Here is an 880-nt window from a genome sequence, read left to right on the forward strand (position 1 = left end):
GATGCGCTGGCGCTGCCCGCCGGAAAACTCGTGGGGATACCGCCCCCCCATGCCCTCAAGGCCCACAGTGGCAAGCATATTGTCAGCCAACTCGTGGCGTTGCGCACGAGGCACATTGCGGGCGGCCAAGGGTTCCGCGATGGATGCCCGCACGGAACGGCGCGGGTTAAGCGAAGAAAAAGGGTCCTGAAAAACCATCTGTATACGGCCGGAAGCCCAACTGCCCGCCCCCGCAGGAGGAAGCTCCCTGCCATCCAGCAACACACGGCCTTCCGAAGGCGTCAGAAGCCCGCAGGCCAGACGCCCCAACGTGGATTTTCCACAGCCAGATTCTCCTACAAGGCCAAGGCTTTCGCCTGCGGCAAGGCTCAGGCTTACGTCATCCACCGCCAGCAGTGAGCGCTGCTCGGCAAACAGCCCGCGCCGGATGGAAAAACGCCGCGACACGTTGCGCAATTCCAGCAACAAGGTTGATGATGATGGCGATGATGATGGCGATGACGAAGAAAATGAGGAAAAAGAAGCGACAGGAGCGCCATCGGACGGGGCAACATCCTCAGCCGGCGGCGTGTGGCCCGCAAGCTCCTGACCGCTGGCTGCCGTAGCCGCTCCTGCGGTCATGCCGGGTGTCGTATCCGATGACATGCCCGTCACTGCGCCAGTCACTGTACCGGGCACTGTACCGGGCACAGCGGCAGACGGTATGCCGCGCACTGTGCCGTCAGCCCGCATATCCTGTTTGTCTTTCAGCACGCATCTACCCCGGCCGCATCGAATGTGGCCATGTCATTATATATATCCACCGCACAACGCAGCAGCGCATAGGCTGTGGCCCCGCCCGTTCCCTCGCCCAGCCGCATATCCAGGTGCAGGAGAGGAC

The 880-nt window shown here is 62.4% G+C and carries 2 protein-coding genes; both read right to left on the bottom strand.

The features are described 5' to 3' along the window. A partial coding sequence (locus tag V6C16_RS14385) for an ATP-binding cassette domain-containing protein (protein WP_333543580.1) occupies nucleotides 1-753 on the bottom strand: 753 nt, incomplete at its 3' end. Continuing rightward, on the bottom strand, nucleotides 747-880 hold a 134-nt coding region (locus tag V6C16_RS14390), incomplete at its 5' end, for a nicotinate-nucleotide--dimethylbenzimidazole phosphoribosyltransferase (RefSeq protein WP_333543581.1). The genes V6C16_RS14390 and V6C16_RS14385, both read right to left, overlap by 7 nt.

The organism is Desulfovibrio sp. 1188_IL3213 (genome assembly GCF_036763145.1).
GTDB lineage: Bacteria > Desulfobacterota > Desulfovibrionia > Desulfovibrionales > Desulfovibrionaceae > Desulfovibrio.